This is a genomic window from Stenotrophomonas sp. Sm10 (assembly GCF_030985515.1).
Taxonomy (GTDB): domain Bacteria; phylum Pseudomonadota; class Gammaproteobacteria; order Xanthomonadales; family Xanthomonadaceae; genus Stenotrophomonas; species Stenotrophomonas hibiscicola.
On record NZ_JAPTFO010000007.1, the window covers coordinates 21,566 to 39,100 of the forward strand.

General features: G+C 64.5%; 19 protein-coding genes. 8 read left to right on the forward strand and 11 right to left on the reverse strand.

Features of this window, described 5'->3' with window-relative positions; all coding sequences use genetic code 11:
- The 3 genes from O0J15_RS03345 to O0J15_RS03355 all read right to left on the reverse strand — a co-directional run bounded on the left by O0J15_RS03345 (window position 1) and on the right by O0J15_RS03355 (window position 1,917).
- Window positions 1–978, reverse strand: coding sequence for a hypothetical protein (locus O0J15_RS03345; RefSeq protein WP_308305082.1), 978 nt, complete (start codon window positions 976–978; stop codon window positions 1–3).
- Window positions 956–1,678 (reverse strand): hypothetical protein, encoded by a 723-nt coding sequence (locus O0J15_RS03350; protein WP_171952268.1) that lies wholly within the window; start codon window positions 1,676–1,678, stop codon window positions 956–958. Before O0J15_RS03350 ends, O0J15_RS03345 begins: the two co-directional genes overlap by 23 nt.
- A 68-nt stretch (window positions 1,679–1,746) precedes the next feature.
- The gene (locus O0J15_RS03355; protein WP_157999904.1) at window positions 1,747–1,917 is read right to left on the reverse strand and encodes a hypothetical protein; all 171 of its coding nucleotides are present in this window, start codon (window positions 1,915–1,917) and stop codon (window positions 1,747–1,749) included.
- 602 nt (window positions 1,918–2,519) lie between these two features.
- Between O0J15_RS03355 and agp the strand changes: the two genes are divergently transcribed.
- Together agp and O0J15_RS03365 are read left to right on the forward strand one after the other, a co-directional pair.
- Window positions 2,520–3,689: a bifunctional glucose-1-phosphatase/inositol phosphatase gene (gene agp, locus O0J15_RS03360; protein WP_111098969.1), complete on the forward strand. Its 1,170-nt coding sequence runs from the start codon at window positions 2,520–2,522 to the stop codon at window positions 3,687–3,689.
- A gap of 110 nt (window positions 3,690–3,799) precedes the next feature.
- Window positions 3,800–4,036, forward strand: a complete 237-nt coding sequence (locus O0J15_RS03365; protein WP_043396519.1) for a hypothetical protein — start codon at window positions 3,800–3,802, stop codon at window positions 4,034–4,036.
- 148 nt (window positions 4,037–4,184) lie between these two features.
- Here O0J15_RS03365 and O0J15_RS03370 read toward each other — a convergent pair whose 3' ends face one another.
- A complete protein-coding gene (locus O0J15_RS03370) occupies window positions 4,185–5,993 on the reverse strand; it encodes a DUF885 domain-containing protein (protein ID WP_005408718.1) in 1,809 nt (602 codons plus the stop codon).
- A 112-nt stretch (window positions 5,994–6,105) separates the two neighbouring features.
- Between O0J15_RS03370 and O0J15_RS03375 the strand changes: the two genes are divergently transcribed.
- Window positions 6,106–6,462, forward strand: coding sequence for a GFA family protein (locus O0J15_RS03375; protein WP_134729418.1), 357 nt, complete (start codon window positions 6,106–6,108; stop codon window positions 6,460–6,462).
- Window positions 6,463–6,494: 32 nt separating this feature from the next.
- A complete protein-coding gene (locus O0J15_RS03380) occupies window positions 6,495–7,274 on the forward strand; it encodes a DUF4349 domain-containing protein (RefSeq protein WP_155030420.1) in 780 nt (259 codons plus the stop codon).
- A gap of 31 nt (window positions 7,275–7,305) precedes the next feature.
- On the opposite strand, the gene O0J15_RS03385 is transcribed toward O0J15_RS03380, so the two are convergent.
- Window positions 7,306–7,599: a hypothetical protein gene (locus tag O0J15_RS03385; protein ID WP_021203661.1), complete on the reverse strand. Its 294-nt coding sequence runs from the start codon at window positions 7,597–7,599 to the stop codon at window positions 7,306–7,308.
- 68 nt (window positions 7,600–7,667) lie between these two features.
- Complete coding sequence (locus O0J15_RS03390) at window positions 7,668–8,612, reverse strand: LysR substrate-binding domain-containing protein (RefSeq protein ID WP_171952267.1); 945 nt, start codon at window positions 8,610–8,612, stop codon at window positions 7,668–7,670.
- 115 nt (window positions 8,613–8,727) lie between these two features.
- On the opposite strand from O0J15_RS03390, the gene O0J15_RS03395 reads away from it, so the two are divergent.
- Entirely contained in the window at window positions 8,728–9,600 is an 873-nt protein-coding gene (locus O0J15_RS03395) for a DMT family transporter (protein WP_134955427.1), read from the forward strand.
- Between the two features lie 581 nt (window positions 9,601–10,181).
- Here the strand turns inward: O0J15_RS03395 and O0J15_RS03400 are convergent.
- Window positions 10,182–11,084, reverse strand: a complete 903-nt coding sequence (locus tag O0J15_RS03400) for a peptidylprolyl isomerase (RefSeq protein WP_308305083.1) — start codon at window positions 11,082–11,084, stop codon at window positions 10,182–10,184.
- Window positions 11,085–11,220: 136 nt separating this feature from the next.
- On the opposite strand from O0J15_RS03400, the gene O0J15_RS03405 reads away from it, so the two are divergent.
- Both O0J15_RS03405 and O0J15_RS03410 read left to right on the forward strand, forming a co-directional pair.
- Window positions 11,221–11,586, forward strand: a complete 366-nt coding sequence (locus tag O0J15_RS03405; RefSeq protein WP_021203665.1) for a PadR family transcriptional regulator — start codon at window positions 11,221–11,223, stop codon at window positions 11,584–11,586.
- Window positions 11,583–12,572 (forward strand): sensor domain-containing protein, encoded by a 990-nt coding sequence (locus tag O0J15_RS03410; protein WP_134735785.1) that lies wholly within the window; start codon window positions 11,583–11,585, stop codon window positions 12,570–12,572. The genes O0J15_RS03405 and O0J15_RS03410 overlap by 4 nt, the downstream gene beginning before the upstream one ends.
- A 106-nt stretch (window positions 12,573–12,678) precedes the next feature.
- Here O0J15_RS03410 and O0J15_RS03415 read toward each other — a convergent pair whose 3' ends face one another.
- The gene (locus tag O0J15_RS03415) at window positions 12,679–13,986 is read right to left on the reverse strand and encodes a polyhydroxyalkanoate depolymerase (protein WP_155029199.1); all 1,308 of its coding nucleotides are present in this window, start codon (window positions 13,984–13,986) and stop codon (window positions 12,679–12,681) included.
- 93 nt (window positions 13,987–14,079) lie between these two features.
- Complete coding sequence (locus tag O0J15_RS03420) at window positions 14,080–14,670, reverse strand: class I SAM-dependent methyltransferase (protein ID WP_308305084.1); 591 nt, start codon at window positions 14,668–14,670, stop codon at window positions 14,080–14,082.
- 149 nt (window positions 14,671–14,819) lie between these two features.
- On the opposite strand from O0J15_RS03420, the gene O0J15_RS03425 reads away from it, so the two are divergent.
- Window positions 14,820–15,275 (forward strand): CopD family protein, encoded by a 456-nt coding sequence (locus O0J15_RS03425; RefSeq protein WP_019659135.1) that lies wholly within the window; start codon window positions 14,820–14,822, stop codon window positions 15,273–15,275.
- Between the two features lie 284 nt (window positions 15,276–15,559).
- Here the strand turns inward: O0J15_RS03425 and O0J15_RS03430 are convergent, their stop codons facing one another.
- Together O0J15_RS03430 and O0J15_RS03435 are read right to left on the reverse strand one after the other, a co-directional pair.
- Window positions 15,560–16,519 (reverse strand): acetyl-CoA carboxylase carboxyltransferase subunit alpha, encoded by a 960-nt coding sequence (locus O0J15_RS03430; protein WP_019659134.1) that lies wholly within the window; start codon window positions 16,517–16,519, stop codon window positions 15,560–15,562.
- Window positions 16,520–16,632: 113 nt separating this feature from the next.
- Entirely contained in the window at window positions 16,633–17,502 is an 870-nt protein-coding gene (locus O0J15_RS03435; protein WP_308305085.1) for a hypothetical protein, read from the reverse strand.
- Window positions 17,503–17,535 lie beyond the last annotated feature (33 nt).

The following is a 17,535-nucleotide window of genomic DNA, read 5'->3' on the forward strand; positions in this document are numbered from 1 at the left end:
TCAATCCAGGCATGCCGTATAACGCGTGTGTGGCTTGGTTCGCGGGTCATTGGAGAACATGTGCCAAGCTTCATCGATTGTTTCGGGGTGAAACATCGGGAACTTGGAGGATTTCATGAAGTGTTGCCTGATGTAATGCCAATAGATGGCCTGAGGTCCCATTGCACGCTCAAGGAAACGATAGACTTCAGCCATCGTCCAGTAGTCAGCTACTTCAGATGGAAGCGATGCTCGCGTCTGTATAGGCTCGATGGCATCTCCGAAAGTAATAGTTGCTCGAAGATCCCGGTCAACGACGGAGATGGCTGGCAATATGCAACTTCCGGTTTTGCGCGCCATTGCGGCGGTTCCCAGCATGATGTCCAAGGGGCGCCCCAAAAATGGAATGCAATAGGCTTCTTCGCGAAAGCGGTGGACATCGGGCATCATGATGACTGCAGCTCTATTTTTCAGTGCGCGAAGCGCTATGCCTATCCCTCTGGCATTCGAGTGGATGATGCTCGCGCGGCATCCGGCGTGATTGAAGAGCCGGTGGTACAGGTCGTCGAACAATTCGTTGCCTGCATGGTTCTTTGGGTCGCCATAGAAGATGTAGATGTCACGCAGATGGCGAATGTGCTCCATCAGACGGACCGCAGACAGGATATAGTGGCCGTGATGCGGCAGTGCGATCACAACTCCCCTGTCGGCAGGGAGCTTTCCATCGATTGAGGAGTAGTCGGAACGGTCGATGCAGTGGACCGCCTCCAACAGTGACGGGCGGCAAAGGTCAGCCAACTGGGAGCTGATGGAGGCTTTCGATTGATACCAGCTGTAGTAGGAATCCATATCGAGTCCGCTGACTTCGCATGCGGAGAGGATGGCTTTCCTTTCCCTATCGGAAAGGGTCAATCCAAGCTGTTGCTCTGTCTGAACGCTGTGCCGAAAGGTGGCCTCCGGGGCAGGCTGACGACTCTCATGTGCTTGACTTTCGTGCATCCTGGACCTCCTTTGCTGGCTGCGATGCGCGGTAGAGGTTCTTGAGTTGTCCATGGAGCCAATCGAAATGCTTGGGATTGAAGTCAGGATGCTTCCAGTACATGTGCATCAGAGCTGAGTGAAAGACACGCTGACGGAATCTGCTCTCGGCTAGCCGTGTAGCAGGCCATCGCTTTGTCTGAACTGGTTGCGCGAGCCAGTCTCCTCCAAGCTTCTGGTTGGAATCCAGATGGTTCGAAATAGTGCGCAGAACGGAAGTGATGGGTGAGCAGGGTGGCAATTTGATCGTGTCATCGCATGTGCCTGTCATGATTTGAAATTCGTGGATGCTGTTGAGGACTCCTTCCACCAGAGGCAGGTAGCGCTGCTGCCCGTGGTGGGACGTCAAGACAGGAGCGTCAAGGCTGGATGTAAGCTGGTCACTGAACACGATAATGGTGTGAATTCCCGCATCACCCTCCAGTTTGCGAAGCGCGTCGGATGGCGTTGTCGAGTAAGCGGGATCTGTGCCAATTATCTCGGTGATCAATCCCCTTCTGCGGAGTTCGATAGCGCGATTAATATTGGATCGAGTCGTCGCGGCAATGATTGCGGTCGATGATGATGTGTCGTTTGGTAAGGGGAATGTTCCATCGCATCGCATGCGGCTTTGTTCTGGGCTTTGTGCTATTCGGCTCATGCCGTCATGACTGCGAGTCATCGTGATTCTGATCCTGTTTGATAGTGTTGATGACACGCATCCACGCCGCGTGCCATCAACGGAGTCTGTCAGCGCTCTTCGTAATTGTTCGATCCGCAGCAGTCACTGCTGAATGCGGCTACTTTGATTTCGTCCGCCTCGGTTTCAAACACTGCGTCGAGGGATCTTGCATTTGCGCTGGATGATTTCATCCATGCGGCGACGGCGTTTGGATCTGAAATGGTTGCGGATGCGTGCATGACGTAATTCCTTTTATAGGTGTGTGTTGATGACCAGGGCACATCCCTTGGTCGGCATCAAGAATGCGCCGTCCGTATGGCTACTTGCTGTCAGTGGTAGCGGGTTCGTTGCGTAGGACTTCTCTCTTAATTTCTGCATCAGTCTCGTAGTCGAGTAAGCTGCTCTGCGCGTTGTGTCCGTGGCTTGTTCTGATGCCTGGAGCTTCTCTTGAATGTCGGGGCCGGGGATGTAGCGCAGGGCGGCGTCGAGATCCTGGATCGGTTCGGCGCTCGCGTGTATCAATCAGACGAGGACGTGACTCAGGGAGCATCCTCGAGTGGGAGGCGATCACTGGATATTTCACGACTGGATGCGTTTGCATCGCGTGTCGGGGAGGTCATGGGTTGACGGTGCTACCATCCCCATTCGGTAGCTCGGAGAACGGTCTGTTCACCGTTTTGACATTGCCGTGCCGACCGTTGATCAGCAGACATGGGCTCGAGACTCTATCTGCACTATAGGAGCAGTGATGCAGGTTCAATCGTGCTCAAAGACTCGGATGCACTTCCGTATCTTTCGTTGCCTATCGCTGGTGACGAGCCTTGTGACCGCTGTTCCAGCCATGGCGGACAATGGCGAGGTGAGCGGAACACGTGAGGGCTCACTTGAGCAGGTCATCCTGCTCAGCCGCCACAACCTGCGCGCGCCGGTGGTGGCGTCGGGCGCGCTGGCCAATGCCACTCCGGAGCGCTGGCCAGGCTGGGACGTGGGCGCAGGCGAGCTCACCACCAAAGGCGGCGTGCTGGAGGTCTATATGGGCCGTTACATGGGCCAGTGGCTGCGTCAGGCGCAGCTGTTGCCGGCTTCGGGTTGCCCGCAGTTGGCTGACTTCCACGCCCATGCCAACAGCCTTCAGCGCACCCAGGCCACCGCGCAGTTCTTCGTTGCCGGTGCCTTCCCGGGCTGTCATGTCGCGGTCGAGCAGCGCATGGCGCTGGGCACGATGGATCCGATGTTCAATCCGGTGATCCACAACAGAGACACGGTCTTCCGCGAGCGCGCTATGTCGGCAATGCAGCGAGCGCTGGCCGCATCGGAACTGGCACCGGCACTGTCCGTGGTGGAGCAGATCACCCGCTACCCGCAGTCGGCGGCCTGTGCGGGGCACAGCGAGTGCCATCTGATGCTGGCCGACACGATCTTCAATGCGGAACCGGGCAAGGAACCACGCGCGTCCGGTTCGCTGGCCCTGGCCAGCGGGTTGGTCGATGCCTTGTTGATGGAGCACTACCAGGGCAGTGGCATCCCCCGCGAAGGCTGGGGCCGGTTGACCACCGAGGCGCAATGGCAGGCGCTGGCGCAGATCCGCAACCGCTACCAGGACATCCTGTTCGGAACGCCCGAAGTGGCGCGCGATGTGGCCGCCCCGCTGCTGGCAAGAGTGAATGCGTTGTTCGAGGACCCGGCATCGCCAAAGGTGAGCCTGCTGGTCGGCCACGATTCCAACATTGGTTCGGTGCTGGTGGCGTTGGGAATCACGGACTACAGCCTGCCGGGGCAGTACGAGAAGACGCCGATCGGCGGCCTGCTGCAGTTCGAGCGCTGGCGTGATCGTGGGGCCGGTGAAGTGCGTTACCGGTTGGTGTATGTCTATCCCACGCGCGAGCAGCTACGTGGTGCGATCCCGTTGACCGACGCACAGCCGCCGGGCCGGGTGGAGCTGATGCTGCCGGGCTGCGCGCAGTCGGGTTGCAGTGAAGCGCAGTTCAACAACCTGTTGCATTCACCTTGAATCCGGGATGGATGGCGGCGTCGCAGTGTGATGAGACGGAAGCAGCTTCGCGCCCCTTATGCTCGGATTCGAGTAGTCTCCAGCAATCAACCAAGCGATCCCGGTGAATCATGAACATCACGGACTTTCTTGTAATGGACGGTGATGGAGATGAAATATGGGCCGACCCCCATGGCAGCAACATTGCCTTTACTTGTTTTGATTGTGGATATCCGGTGGTGGCTGATGCCTCGGAGAACCAACGTGGGAGCGATGAGGATTGTCCCGCTGCCTGCCGCGGGTGTGGTGTGGAGTACTTCCTCGATTTGAGACTGGACTCGAGGAAGCTGTATATCCACATCGTCTGATTGAGTGGCGGCAGAAGCGGTGCGAACCAAGGTTCGCACCCACCAGGATGGCAGTTCGCACCACCAGGATGGCAGTTCGCAACCGCCAGAACAGAAAACGGCCCGGGTTTTTCCCCGGGCCGTTATCATTCAGCTCACACCGGCGCGATCACTCGATCGGCTGGTCCAGCATCAGCTGGCGTGCGAAACGCACCGGCGGTGCGCCGTAGGACAGTACCTGGTCGTGGTACGCCTTCAGGTTGAACTTGTCGCCCAGCTTCTCCTGCACCGCCTTGCGGGTGTCGAAGTGTTCCTGCGCACCGACGAAGTAGGTCGGCAGCTGCGCCGAGGTCAGCTGCGCGCGCACCCACTTGCCGGCCGCTTCGCTTTCCTGCTGGAACGCGTCGTGGGTCATCAGGTGCATCGCCTTCTCGCGATCCCAGTTGTCCACGTGCACGCCCTGGTCGAGGATCGCGTTGGAGATCGTGCGCAGGTAGAACTTCAGCTGCACCAGGTGGAACAGCGGGTCGTTGTTGAGGTAACCCTGCTCCTGCATCATGCGCTCGGTGTAGACCGCCCAGCCTTCGGCGAACAGGCCCGAACGCAGCACCGCACGCAGGGTGGAAGGGAACTTGGCCGAATGCCAGCCCTCCAGGTAATGGCCCGGGGTGCCTTCGTGGATGCTCAGCAGGTGGATCATGCGCGAGTTGTACTCACGCAGGAACGAGTCGACCTGCTTGTCGTTCCAGTCGTCCGGAATCGGCGACACGGCGTAGAAGGTCTTCAGGTTCTTGTCCAGCGGACCCGGCGAATCGCAGTAGGCCACGGCCACGCCACGTTGGAATTCCGGCATCAGGATGATGTCCACCGGCGCATCGGGCAGCGTCATCAGGTCGTGCTCGCGCACGAATGCGGTGGACTGCTCCAGCGCGGCCTTGGCATCGTCGACGACCTTGTCGCGTGCCGGCTTGTCGGCGTAGGCCAGTTCCAGCGCAGCTTCGATCGCCTTCTGCTGCTGCTCGTCGGTCGGCTGGGCCGGCATCTCCGGCGCACCCGGCTTGTCCTTCAGCACGGTCTGCGCGATGCCGTACATGTCTTCGCGCACGCGCTTGAGTTCGGCGCGTGCACGCTCACCGATCTCCTGGCGCGACAGCGACGAGCTCAGCGCGAACTTCAGCTTCTGGTCGTACTTTTCCGCACCGATGCGGAAGTCGCCCTTGGCATTCGGCACCAGGGTCTTGTCCAGCCAGGTCTGCTGCTCGTCCACCGCCTTCTTCAGGCCGTCGATGGCGGCCTGCAGGCGCTGCTGGTCGGCCTGCGGCAGTTCACCGATGTGCGGGGTGATGAAGGTATCGACGATGCTTAGGATGCCCTTGTTCTGCTTGGCCACCGTCTCGGCATGGATCTTCGGCACGCGCGCCGGATCCAGGTTCTCGCGGGCCTGGGCGAAGATCGCCGGCAGCTTTTCCATGCGCGCGGTGGCCGACTTCAGGCGCTCCGGCAGCGGCGCGAACTCGCGCGCCATCAGGCCGTAGATCGCGCTGCCGGCAATGCCGTTGTACAGCTGCGGATCCCACTTGCCGGACTGCAGCACTTCGGCATTCCAGATTTCCGACTGCAGCTGGTTGCGCAGGATCGCCGCGTCCACCTGGTTCTCGCGGCCCAGCTTGGCCACCTCGATCTTGTCCAGCTCGCCCAGCAGCGCCTTGTAGGCTGCCAGGGTCTTCTGCTGGCCGGCGGCACTGAGGTCGTCCAGCTCGCTGTCGTAGCGGTGGTCACCGATCTGGGTAGCGCTGACCGGCGACAGCTGCATCCAGGTGTCCAGGGCGCGCTTGGACAGGTCGGCGAAGGCGGCATCGACCGCCGCGTCACCGGCCTGCTGGCTGGTGGCCGGGGTGGAAGCGTTGGTCGGGGCGTCGGCCGGCTGGCAACCGGCCAGCGCAGCGACCAGGGCGAGGGCAAGAAGATGCGGGCGCATCGGCATTCCTGTACGGGGTCAAACCCTGAGCATAGGGCCCCGTCGCTGCTTTGTCCCCGTGCCATAGGATTACCATGGGCGGATTCAAGGACCCTCCAAAGGAGCGCAGGACATGGAATACCAGGGAAGCTGCCATTGCGGCAGGATCGCATTCAACGTACAGGCCGAGGCGCCGATCAGCGACGTCATCGACTGCAACTGTTCGATGTGCCGGCGTCGCGGCAGCCTGCTGTGGTTCGCCCCGCGTGCGGCGTTCCAGCTGACCACCGATCCGGCTGACGTGGCTACCTACCACTTCAACAAGGCCCACATCGACCATCACCACTGCCGCGAATGTGGCGTCGCCCCCTACAGCGAAGCGGTCGATCCGCGTAGCGGCACACCGATGGTGGCGGTGAACGTGCGCTGCGTGCCGCAGGTCGATCTGGCTGGCCTTTCGGTGACCTCCTACGACGGAGCCGCACTGTGACGGGCGCGCGCGCCTGGACGCGCAGCCTGGCGATGCCGGTGGTGCTGCTGGCATTGGCGGGCTGCGCCAAGCAGGGCGACATGGCCGCGGATGCGGGCGCCCCGGCCGCCGAAGCGGCCGTCGCGTCGCCAGAAGGTGCGTTCCTCGCCTATGAACATGACGTGCAGGTGCAGCTGGAGGCGGCAAAGATCGCGCCGCGCATCCAGCAGATCGCCCAAGCCTGCCAGAGCGCGAAGTTCGGCGACTGCGCGGTATTGCAGGTCGACCAGCGCAGTGGCGAGCAACCCAGCGGTGAGGTCAAGGTGCGCATCGCGCCGAAGGGCGCCGAGCCGCTGATCGCGATGGCCGGTGAGGGCGGAACGCTGCAGTCGCGCACCACCCGCGCCGAGGATCTGGCACAGGCCGTGGCAGACACGGCGCTGACCAAGGCGCGGCTTGAAAAGGAGCACGCCCGCCTGCTGTCCTACCAGGACCGCAAGGACCTGAAGATCGAAGATCTGATGGCGATCACCACGCGCCTGTCAGAGATCGAGGCGGGTGTCGAGCAGGCCAACAAGGACGCCGCGCAGCAGCGCCGGCGCATCGATACCCAGCTGGTGACGCTGCACTTCGAGACCACTTCGGGCCAACGCAGCCGAAGTGAGATCGGCGAGGCGCTGAGCGAGTCGGGCAGCATTCTCAGCACCAGCGTGGCGTTCCTGATTCGTGCTGTTGCCGCGCTGCTGCCGGTGGCGGTGCTGGCCCTGGTCGCAGCCTGGGGCGTGCGCGCATGGTGGCGTCGCCACCGTCGCAAGCTGCCGCCCAACCGCTGAGGTCAAGGCTGATGCCGGCAGCCCGCCGGCATCAGCCCTCGTCGGTTTCGTACTCGACGAACACATCCAGTTCCAGCGCCAGATCCTGCACGGCGTCGCGCACCTTCTGCGCGGTGCTTTCATTGCCCACTTCCACTTCCAGCTCGTGGATGCCCGGGCCGATGTCATCGGACAGCCCGGCCGAGCTGGAGTCGTCGTCGTCCATGTGCGGCATCAGGTCGTCGGTTTCCTCGACATGCTCGATGCCATCCAGGCCGAGCAGCAGGTCGCTGATGGCACGGGCGTCGTCTTCGGTTCCGGTAATGCGCAGTCGCAGCATGGCCATGGCGTAGGTACGTTGTGGAGTTGCCTGCAGCCTAGCCAGCATCGGGCAAAGAATGGGTGAGGGCGAAGTCAGGTGGGCGTGGCCGGGCGCCCGAGCAGGCTGTCCGGCAATGCCGGAATCGGTGTGCGTTCGTCCTGCGCCTGTTCCAGCAGCCAGTCGATGAACAGGCGTGCGGCCGGGCTGGGCGGTTGTCCTTCGGCATGCACTACGTGATACGCATAGCGCGCCTTCAGCGCCGGGCCGGGCAGGCGCACCACCTCGTAGCGCTGCAGGTAGGGCTGGGCGATGTGGGTGCGCGCCAGCACCGCGCCCATGCCATACACCGCTGCACGCATCGCGTCGGTGCTGTCGGCGAAGGTGTGCATGGGTGGCAGCGGCGACGGCGTGCGCACGCCGGCGTGGCGGAACCAGTCGCGCCAGCCCTGCGGCGACAGGTCGGTCAGCAGCGGCAGGTCGGCGATGCGCGCCGGATCGACCAGCGTTTCGACGCCGGCCAGTGCCGGTGAGGCGACCGGGAACAGGTAGTCATCCATCAGGTGCTGCGCACGCAGGCCGGGCCATTGGCCCAGGCCGTAGCGGATGCCCACTTCCGGGCCGTTGTCGTCATAGCGATCCAGCCCGCTGCCGGTATGCAGCTCGATGCGGATGTGCGGGTAGGCCTGGGTGAAGCGCGGCAGCCGTGGCAGCAGCCAGCAGTAGGACAGCGAGCGCAGCGTGGTGATGCGCAGCGGCACGCTGTCGGCATCCGGCTGCAGGTGATGGGCGACGGCCGCGACATCGGTGAAGGCGGCGCTGGCAGCGTCGGCCAGTTGCCGGCCCTCGGCAGTCAGGCGCACGCCGCGGGCGTGGCGTAGGAACAGCCGTACTTCCAGCACTTCTTCCAGGCGGCGGACGTGGTGGCTGACCGCGCTGGCGGTCAGGTGCAGCTCCTGCGCGGCCTGGGCGAAGTTCTGGTGGCGCGCCGCGACCGCGAACACGGCCAGTGCGGGTAGCAGGGAAGGGCGTAGCAGCATGTCGAGCCTCAAACCATATTTGTGGCTGGCAGCGATACTACGCGCTTGTGCCGCGGGCGTCTGCGCCTGATCCTGTCCGCCTTGGCGAAGAATTGACGATGTACGGAGGCAAGGCATGAATGCGGTCCCACAGGCGGCCGAGCGCGATTGGCGCACGCCGCTGGAATTGACCCTGCTGGGCGCCATCTGGGGCTGCTCGTTCCTGTTCATGCGGGTGGCGGTGCCGTCGTTCGGCCCGTTCGCGCTGGTCGAGGTGCGGCTGGTGCTGGGTGCGCTGGTGCTGCTGCCGTTCCTGTGGCGCGCCCGCGCGCAGTTCCCGCCGCGGCGCTGGCTGTGGCTGGCGCCGATCGGCCTGATCAACTCGGCGTTGCCGTTCGTGCTGTTCGCTTATGCAGCGGAACAGGCGCCGGCGGCGATCGGCGCGATCTGCAATGCGATGACGGTGCTGTTCGCCGCGCTGATCGCGTTCCTGTTCTTCGGCGAGAAGATCGGCATGCGCCGTGCCGGGGCGCTGCTGGTCGGCTTCGCCGGCGTGGTGGTGCTGGCCACGGCCAAGGTCTCCGGCCTGAGCATCGGCACCGCAGTGCTGGCCGGTGCGGCGGCATCGCTGCTGTACGGCCTGGGCGTGAACCTGGTGAAGCGGCACATGACCGGGTTGCCGTCGGCCGCCGCCGCGGCGGCAACGCTGTCGTGCGCCTCGCTGTGGATGCTGCCGATGGCGGTCAGCCACTGGCCGCAGGCGGCGATTCCGTTGAAGGCCTGGGGCGCGGCGATCGCATTGGGCGTGGCCTGTACCGGGCTGGCGTTCCTGATGTTCTATCGCCTGATCGGTCGTATCGGCCCGTCGCGGGCGTCGACGGTGACCTACCTGATTCCGTTGTTCGGTGCGGCGTTTGCGTGGTTGTTCCTGGATGAGCCGGTGACGCTGCAGATGCTGATTGCCGGTGCGTTGATTCTGGGTAGCGTGGCGGTGAGTCAGAAGGGCTGAGGCGTTGGCGTTTTGCGCGTGGCGCGTGCTGAAGGTGCTTCATTGTTCATGGGCGTCACTTTTCTTTTCGCGCGAAAAGAAAAGTAACCAAAAGAAACGCGCCGCCAGGTCGCGAGCCGCCGCGCTTCGCACGTCGGTCCCCTGCGCTTCTCGGTGAATCAGGGGACGGTGCCGAACTCGCTGCGCTCAGACATCGGCACCTCTTCGCCCCTGATTCCCCTGCGATGCTCGGCTTGCTCAAGGCGGATTCAAGATCAAGAGCCACAGCTGCACGACGATGCTTGGTAGTGCCGGGCCGGGCCCGGCGAGCGAAGCGAGCGCTTCTGCCTTTGATGTTGGATCCGCCTTGAGCGAGCCGAGCACCGCAGGTCCGGCGAGGGCGAAGAGGCGCGGGTGTCTGAGCGCAGCGAGTTCCCGCGCCGTCCCTCGACGGGCCGAGGAGCGGAGGGTACCGGTGCGCAGCACCGGCTCGCGACCGGCGGAGCGTTTCTTTTGGTTACTTTTCTTTGCGCACAAAGAAAAGTAACGCCCATGAACAGCGAAGTACCTTCAGCACGCGCAACGCGCAGGAAGCCAGGCTCCTACCGCACCGGCACCGGAATATTGCAGAGGTCGATATGCCCCGCCGGGCGCTTGTAGAAATCATCCACGCGATTGCGCCGCGCCTCCACCGTATCGGCGAAGGTCTTCGAATCGGTGCGCAGCACCTGGATCGGCGTGCGCTCGGCCACCGGCACGTCGCTGGCACGGCGGATCGACACGATCGGCGTACGCAGCTTCGGGTCGGTGTAGAAGCCCATCGGCGCCGGTCCGCGCGGCGTCGCGCTGAGCAGTTCCATGCCCTTCAGCACGCGGCCGACCAGGGTGATGTTGCGGTCGAGCTGACGCGGTGACTGGCCGGTCACCACGTAGAGTTCGGCACCGATGCTGCTGTCCTCTTCGTTGCTGCGGCCGGCGCCCAGCATGCCGTAGCAATGTGCCAGCCAGGCCTTGCCGGCCTGCGGGTCCTGGCCGACCGGGAAGCCGTCGACGAAACCGGTCTGCGCGGCCCAGCCATCGCGATCCGGCAGCACGCTGACCTTCAGGCCAGCGCTGGCGCGCTCGAATTCAGCCGGCAGCTTGCGCGCGGCGCTGCCTAACGGCTTGGCCTTGGCCGCGTCATCGGCGTCGGCATCGCCGAACTGCACCACGAAGTTGTCCTGAGAGCGGTAGATGCTGGTGCCGTCCCAGAAGTGCTCGTGGGCGAAGGTCTGGATGTTGGCGACATGGCGCGGGGCGAACTGCGGCGCCAGCTCGATGATCACGCGCCCGGCCGGCAGGTCCATGTACAGCAGGTTGGCCGGGTCCGGCGTGCGCCAGTCGCTGGCCGGCGAGGCGTCCAAGATCTGCTGCGGGCTGCGGTAAGGCGAGGCCGCGCTGGCCATGGCGGGCAGCAGGCAGGCGAGGGCGAGGGCGGTCAGGGCAAGGCGACGGCGGTGCGGCATGGGAACCCCGGAACATGAACGAGGCTTCGATTCTGCGCGAGCAATTCGGTCACGCCAACCGGCAGAGTGACTAACGACACATTCGCTATACCGAACTTCGCACTACTGTGGACTTCAACGTAGTGGAGGGCAGGTCATGGTCGAAGACGATGTCCACCTGAAGAAGTTCCAGAAGGAGCTCAGCGCCGGAACCGTGTCGCTGGCCCTGCTGGCGGTGCTGGCCCGGGCCGGCGAGCCGCTGTACGGCTATCTCATTGCCAAGGAGCTGGAGCGGGTGGGCGAGGGCGTGCTGAGCGGCAAGCAGAGCGCGCTGTACCCGGTGCTGCGCAACCTGGAGGGCGCCGGGCTGCTGGAAAGCCATGTGGAGCCATCCAGCAGTGGTCCGCCCCGGCGCTACTACCGCATCAATGAACGTGGCCGCGAGGTGCTGGCGCAGTGGCGCCAAGCCTGGCAGGCCACCCGTGATTCCGTCGATTCCGTGTTGGAGGGGGTACCGCAATGAACGACCCGAGCCTGGCAGGCCGAGCCCTGCCGACCACCATCCCGCAGTATCTGGCGCAGCTGCGCGCGGCGCTGGAAGGTGCCGATCCGGCGATGGTGCAGGACGCGTTGTACGACGCCGAGGAATACCTGCGCTCGGAGCTGGCGGCGCAGCCCGGCCGCAGCGAAGCCGAGGTCATCGCCGACGTGGCCGGCAGCTATGGCGCCCCGGACGAAGTGGCCGAGATCTACCGCGAGACCGAAGTGACGGTGAACCGCGCGCTGCGCACGCCGCGTGCGGATACCGCGCCGGTGCTGCGTGCAGCGGCCGAAGCCAGTGGCGTCGAGCCGGCCTCACCGCCGCAGGCGCCGGTGCAGCGTTCGCTGCTGGCGCGCTTCTTCGGCGTGGTGACCGATCCGCACACCTACGGTGCGCTGTTCTACATGCTGCTGTCGCTGGCCACCGGCATCTTCTTCTTCACCTGGGTGGTGACCGGCCTGTCATTGTCGCTGGGCCTGCTGATCCTGATCATCGGCATTCCGCTGACCGTGCTGTTCTTCGGCTCGGTGCGCGGGCTGGCGCTGCTGGAAGGGCGGTTGGTGGAAGCACTGCTGGGCGAGCGCATGCCGCGCCGCCCGCGTTACACCGACCGCAGCCGCACCTGGCTGCAGCGCATCGGCGACATGTTCACCGATGGCCGTACCTGGCTGACCCTGCTGTACTTCGTGCTGATGCTGCCGCTGGGCGTCATCTACTTCACCATCGCGGTGACGTTGCTGTCGCTGTCACTGGGGTTCATCTGGGCACCGGTGGCCGCACTGTTCAGCGGTGACATTCCGGGCGTGTACGTCGACGGCGTGAACGTGTTGCCGATGGCCGCTTCGCCGCTGGTGGGCATCGTGATCGCCGCCGTGGGCGTACTGCTGCTGTTGTTGACCATGCACCTGGCACGCGGCGTCGGCAAACTGCATGGTCTGATCGCCAAGAACCTGCTGGTGCGGTTGTAAGCGGGAGCCCAGGCTTCGGTAGGTGCCAACCTTGGTTGGCACGATCGATCAGATGCCGGGATCCATGGTAGAGCGCCAACCAAGGTTGGCATCTACCAGGGCCTGGTTACCCCGCCTTTCGCCGCAACGGGGTGACGTTGCTCTTCTTCTTCGTAGCCTTCGCCGCCGGGGTTTCGGCATGCGCGGCGAAGAAGTCGCGTACCTTCGGGTACACCACTTCGCGCCAGCGACGGCCACTGAAGATGCCGTAGTGGCCGGCGCCTTCGACGATGAAATGCTCGCGGCGGTCAGCAGCAATGCCGGTGCACAGCGCCTGCGCGGCTTCGGTCTGGCCAAGGCCGGCGATGTCGTCCAGTTCGCCCTCGATGCTCAGCAGCGCGGTATCGCGGATCGCCGACGGGTCGACCTTCTCGCCATTGACCACCCACTCGCCACGCGGCAGCAGGAAGTCCTGGAACACCACGCGGATGGTGTCCAGGTAGTACTTGGCCGGCATGTCCAGCACCGCGTTGTACTCGTCGTAGAAGCGACGGTGCGCGTCGGCGTCTTCCAGGTCGCCCTTGACCAGGTCGGTGTAGAAATCCCAGTGCGAGCTGAAGTGGCGGCTCGGGTTCATCGACAGGAAGCCGGCGTGCTGCAGGAAGCCCGGATACACGCGGCGGCCGGCGCCGGGGTAACTGGCCGGCACGGTGTGGATGACGTTGTTCTCGAACCACGACAGCGGGTTCTGCGTGGCCAGGTTGTTCACTGCGGTCGGGCTGCAGCGCGCATCGATCGGGCCGCCCATCATCACCAGCGTGCGCGGCGTCGGCTCGCCACGGCTGGCCATCAGTGAAACCGCGGCCAGCACCGGCACGGTGGGCTGGCACACGCTGACCACGTGCAGGCGCTCGACACCCAGGTGGCGGATGAACTCCTGGATATAGGCGATGTAGTCGTCCAGGCCGAACTCGCCTTCGCTGGCCGGTACCATGCGCGCGTCAACCCAGTCGGTGACGTACACGCGGTGGTCGCGCAGCAGCGTGCGCACGGTATCGCGCAGCAGCGTGGCATGGTGGCCGGACAGCGGTGCCACCACCAGCACGAACGGCTGGTTGAGCATGGTGTGCAGCTGGTCGGCTTCATTGCTGTGGCGCTTGAAGCGCAGCAGCTTGCAGAACGGCTTGCTTACTTCCTCGTGCACGACGATCGGCACGCGCTCGCCTTCGACCTCGATTTCGTTGATGCCCCACTCGGGCTTCTCGTAATCCTTGCCGATGCGATGGAACAACTCGTTGACCGCCGCCAGGCGATCGGCACCCGGCATCTGCGACCACCAGTGGCCCGGGTTGGCGAAGAACTTGGCGTTGGCCTGGGCCTGGTGCACCCAGGGGGCAAGCAGGTTGCGGGTCAGTTCGTGCAGTTGATAGAGCATGACGACCGAATATGTATGGTCATATGTTGCCGCGCAGCATATCCCATCCGGGTGTCCCGCAGGTTAAGTTGCCTGAAAATAATGAATCCGGATTCACATCCGTTCCAGCGCGGCGGCATCGCCTGCCAGGGCGGGGCCGAGCCAGCAGTGCGACCCCACCGGCTGCAGGCCGTGCCGGGCCAGCGTGCGGCGGTACCAGCGCGCCGGGCGGGCGTGGAAGCCCTCGTGGTCGCCGTCGAATTCATCCTCGGCGGCGAAGGTCTCCAGGAAGGCCACGCCACCGGTCAGCTCGGCCACCCCGGCCAGGCCGGCGCGCAGTTCACGGTCGGGCACGTAGTGCATCACGTCCGAGCACACCAGCAGGTCGACCGGGGCGCAGGGCCGCAGCCAGGCGAAATCACCGAAGGCGGCCAGGTGCAGGTTGCGGGTCCTGCCGTAGCGGCGCACAGCGTACTCGCTGCTGTCGAAGCCGAGATATTCGACCTTCGGACGCAGCTTCAGCAGCGGCGCGCGCCAGGCGCCTTCACCGCAGCCGATATCCAGCACGCTGTGGATCGGCCGCTCCAGGTAGTACTCGGCGCTGGCCACGGCCAACGCAACCTTGCGCGCCAGGCGGGCGCTGCCGCCGATGTCGGCACGGCGGTACCAGCGTTGGAAGTAGGCGGCGTCGTAGGTCTTGTCCATGGGGCGGTGCGCGATCGGGGAAAACGGCGCCTATCGTACGGTGTTGCGGCGCGCCATGCGTCGATGTGTCGCGGCGGGCGTGCCTGCGGCGGCTTCGCCACGGCATGCGAGAATGGCCGCCAACCTACGCCAGCCGCCGGAGCGAGCGCATGCAGAGCTACTACTGGGTCAAGACCTTCCACATCGTGTTCGTGGTGGCGTGGATGGCCACGGTGTTCTACCTGCCGCGCATCCTGGTGAACCTGGCCGAGACCGCGGGCCAGCCGGCGGTGAGCGAGCGCCTGCAGCTGATGGGCCTGCGCCTGTACCGCTTCGGCCACTCGATGTTCGGCCTGGCGTTCCTGCTCGGCCTGGTGCTGTGGCTGGGCTACAAGGTCATCCCCGATTTCCCGACCATGGTGGCTCCGGGAGCTGCCGGCTGGCTGCACGCCAAGCTGGGGCTGGTGGTGCTGCTGCTGGTGTACTTCGGCTGGACCGGTCGCCTGCTCAAGGGCGTGGCCAAGGGCCGGGCGCTGCCGTCGTCGCGCGCGCTGCGCTGGATCAACGAGATCCCGCTGCTGGCGTTCATTCCGATCGTGTGGCTGGTGCTGGCCAAGCCGTTCTGAACGGGGCGCGCTGCGCGCGCGGCGCATCGCACAGATGCATCCACGCATGGCGTGGATCTACTGGGTGCAGCTGTGGCTTTTGATGTCCAGGTCCGCCATGAGCGAGCCGAGCATCGCAGGTGAAACAGGGGCGAAGAGGCGCCGATGTCTGAGCGCAGCGAGTTCGGCGCCGTCCCCTGATTCACCGAGAAGCGCAGGGAACCGGTGCACAGCACCGGTTCGCGTTCGGCGGCGTGTTCTTTGGTTACTTTCTTGCAAGAGCAAGAAAGTAACAAGCCGATGAATCAGGCTGCCTCGTACGTGCCGTAACTGCGCAGGCGCGTGTAGCGCTGTTCCAGCAGCTGTTCGGTGGACAGCTTGTCCAGCGCGTCCAGCTCGTTCAGCAGCACGGCCTTCAGGCGCTTGGCCATCTGGGTCGGGTTGCGGTGGGCGCCACCGGTCGGCTCGCGCACGACCTTGTCGACCAGGCCCAGGCTCTTCAGGCGCGGGGCAGTCAGGCCCAGTTGTTCGGCCGCTTCCTTGGCCTTGCCCGCGTCCTTCCACAGGATCGAGGCGCAGCCTTCCGGCGTGATGGTCGAGTACACCGCGTATTCCAGCATCACGGTGCGGTCGCCCACACCCAGTGCCAACGCACCGCCGGAGCCGCCTTCACCGATCACGGTGCAGATGATCGGCACCTTCAGCTCGGCCATCTCGATCAGGTTGCGCGCGATCGCTTCGGACTGGCCGCGCGACTCGGCGTCGATGCCCGGCCAGGCGCCGGCGGTGTCGATCAGGGTCAGCACCGGCAGGCCGAAGCGCTCTGCCATCTTCATCAGGCGCAGGGCTTTGCGGTAGCCCTCCGGCTTGGGCATGCCGAAGTTGCGCTTGATCTTTTCCTTGGTGTCGCGGCCCTTCTGGTGGCCGATCACCATTACCGCGCGGCCATTGATGCGGGCCAGGCCGCCCATGATCGCCTTGTCGTCAGCGAAGGCGCGGTCACCGGCCAGCTCCTGGAACTCATCGAACATGACGCGGATGTAGTCGGCGGTGTACGGACGCGATGGGTGCCGGGCCAGCTGCAGCACCTGCCACGAGGTCAGGTTGCGGAAGATCTGCGCGGTGCGCATGCGCAGCTTGTCCTGCAGCGCGTGCACTTCCGCCTCGACATTGACCGCCGGCCCGGCACTGGCGTTGCGCAGTTCCTGGATCTTGGCTTCCAGGTCGGCGATGGGTTGCTCGAAGTCGAGGTAGTTCGGATTCATCGGAAGCCGTCGTGTAAAGAAGGGGGCAATTCTAGCCGAATGCGTGCAAACCACCCGTACGCCTTCGTCTGGAAGGCGACGGTAACGCAGCCGGGCAGGCGGCGCCAGTCAGCTCAGGGCACCACCAGCGCGCTGCGGCCCATCAACTGGCTGCGCTGGGAAACGAAGTCGTTGTAGGCCTCGTTGGCCTCCCGGCCCAGGCCGCTGCCCAGGGTGGCGGTGGCCGAGGTGAAGGCCATCTGCGCGTCGAAGTCCTGCTTGCGCAGGGCCTTCTGTTCATCGGCGGTGGTGGCCTTCAGCCAGCGCGCATAGACCTTGCGCAGCGGCGCGGCGTGCGCCTCGAAGGCGGGGTCAAGGGCCGGCAGGCTGGCCGGGGCCGGCTCCAGGCTGAATGCCGGCGCGACGTAGCCGGCCGGCTGTTGGCGCTTGAATGCACCGGGTTCGCCCATGCCTTCTTCGACGTAGGTGATGAAGTCCGGGGCCGTGAACACCTTGGCCACGATCTGGCCGCCGCTGGAATCGACATGGGCCACCACCTTTTCCTTCGGGAACGGCTCGCGCACGCCGTAGGTCCAGGTCTTGTCGATGAACAGGTCGTGGCGCTTCTCGAAGGGACCTTCGAAGCTGACCCCGCCCAGTTCGATCCCGTTGTTGCCGACGCCGAAATTCTTCAGCTTGCTCTCGTCGGTGACATAGACCTCGCGAGCAATCACGTACTCGCTCAGGGTCGGGTTGATCAGGCCGCCACGACCGTCGACGTAGACGATGAAGCGCACGTCGCCAAGCGCGTCTGTGTGCAGGCGATGTTCGCCAATGGCGAGCGAGATCGGGCGCGAGCCGTGCGCGGCCACTGGCACGTCCTGGCCGTCGATGCTCAGCGCCAGCGGCGCGTCGGTCGGGTTGTCGATCTGGAACTCGATCTTCGACGGCGAGCAGGCGGCCAGTGCCAGTGCGGCAACGAACGGAAACAGCAGGGTCTTCATGGGCGATCGTCCTTGATGGTTGGAACTGGAAAA

What these genes read in the sequence shown, in the direction of transcription:
- O0J15_RS03420 (WP_308305084.1), bottom strand. Translation starts at nt 14,670, where the DNA reads ATGGACAAGACCTACGACGCCGCCTACTTCCAACGCTGGTACCGCCGT.
- O0J15_RS03380 (WP_155030420.1), top strand. Translation starts at nt 6,495, where the DNA reads ATGCCGGTGGTGCTGCTGGCATTGGCGGGCTGCGCCAAGCAGGGCGAC.
- O0J15_RS03355 (WP_157999904.1), bottom strand. Translation starts at nt 1,917, where the DNA reads ATGCACGCATCCGCAACCATTTCAGATCCAAACGCCGTCGCCGCATGG.
- O0J15_RS03425 (WP_019659135.1), top strand. Translation starts at nt 14,820, where the DNA reads ATGCAGAGCTACTACTGGGTCAAGACCTTCCACATCGTGTTCGTGGTG.
- O0J15_RS03370 (WP_005408718.1), bottom strand. Translation starts at nt 5,993, where the DNA reads ATGCGCCCGCATCTTCTTGCCCTCGCCCTGGTCGCTGCGCTGGCCGGT.
- O0J15_RS03430 (WP_019659134.1), bottom strand. Translation starts at nt 16,519, where the DNA reads ATGAATCCGAACTACCTCGACTTCGAGCAACCCATCGCCGACCTGGAA.
- O0J15_RS03345 (WP_308305082.1), bottom strand. Translation starts at nt 978, where the DNA reads ATGCACGAAAGTCAAGCACATGAGAGTCGTCAGCCTGCCCCGGAGGCC.
- O0J15_RS03395 (WP_134955427.1), top strand. Translation starts at nt 8,728, where the DNA reads ATGAATGCGGTCCCACAGGCGGCCGAGCGCGATTGGCGCACGCCGCTG.
- agp (WP_111098969.1), top strand. Translation starts at nt 2,520, where the DNA reads ATGGCGGACAATGGCGAGGTGAGCGGAACACGTGAGGGCTCACTTGAG.
- O0J15_RS03410 (WP_134735785.1), top strand. Translation starts at nt 11,583, where the DNA reads ATGAACGACCCGAGCCTGGCAGGCCGAGCCCTGCCGACCACCATCCCG.
- O0J15_RS03400 (WP_308305083.1), bottom strand. Translation starts at nt 11,084, where the DNA reads ATGCCGCACCGCCGTCGCCTTGCCCTGACCGCCCTCGCCCTCGCCTGC.
- O0J15_RS03365 (WP_043396519.1), top strand. Translation starts at nt 3,800, where the DNA reads ATGAACATCACGGACTTTCTTGTAATGGACGGTGATGGAGATGAAATA.
- O0J15_RS03435 (WP_308305085.1), bottom strand. Translation starts at nt 17,502, where the DNA reads ATGAAGACCCTGCTGTTTCCGTTCGTTGCCGCACTGGCACTGGCCGCC.
- O0J15_RS03385 (WP_021203661.1), bottom strand. Translation starts at nt 7,599, where the DNA reads ATGGCCATGCTGCGACTGCGCATTACCGGAACCGAAGACGACGCCCGT.
- O0J15_RS03405 (WP_021203665.1), top strand. Translation starts at nt 11,221, where the DNA reads ATGGTCGAAGACGATGTCCACCTGAAGAAGTTCCAGAAGGAGCTCAGC.
- O0J15_RS03415 (WP_155029199.1), bottom strand. Translation starts at nt 13,986, where the DNA reads ATGCTCTATCAACTGCACGAACTGACCCGCAACCTGCTTGCCCCCTGG.
- O0J15_RS03350 (WP_171952268.1), bottom strand. Translation starts at nt 1,678, where the DNA reads ATGACTCGCAGTCATGACGGCATGAGCCGAATAGCACAAAGCCCAGAA.
- O0J15_RS03390 (WP_171952267.1), bottom strand. Translation starts at nt 8,612, where the DNA reads ATGCTGCTACGCCCTTCCCTGCTACCCGCACTGGCCGTGTTCGCGGTC.
- O0J15_RS03375 (WP_134729418.1), top strand. Translation starts at nt 6,106, where the DNA reads ATGGAATACCAGGGAAGCTGCCATTGCGGCAGGATCGCATTCAACGTA.